1 protein-coding gene is annotated in these 238 nt (G+C 73.1%); it reads left to right on the top strand.

What is annotated here, in order from left to right; all coding sequences use genetic code 11:
• The coding region (locus QN347_RS20885) for a hypothetical protein (RefSeq protein ID WP_323494558.1) at positions 1–238 on the top strand (238 nt) is incomplete at both ends.

Here is a 238-nt window from a genome sequence, read left to right as displayed (position 1 = left end):
GGCTCGGCGACCGGCGGGACGAACTGCCTCAGCCCGACCCGGCCTCGCGCCTGCAGGCGGCGGATCTCGACAACAACACCGGGGCATCCACCCGGCAGGAGGCGCCGGCCGCCGCTGGCCAGGGCCTCACCAACACCGCGATCGCCTCAGGGACATACACCGGCCCGGTGCTGACCCCGGCGGATGCCGCCGCGACTGCGAGCGACTCCGTCACCGTGAAGGCCATGGACCTCTCGAT

The organism is Sphingomonas sp. 10B4, from assembly GCF_035019905.1.
Classification (GTDB): Bacteria; Pseudomonadota; Alphaproteobacteria; order Sphingomonadales; family Sphingomonadaceae; genus Sphingomonas; species Sphingomonas glacialis.
Note: the sequence above shows the minus strand (reverse complement) of the source record. Positions and strands in the feature narration are given on the sequence as shown.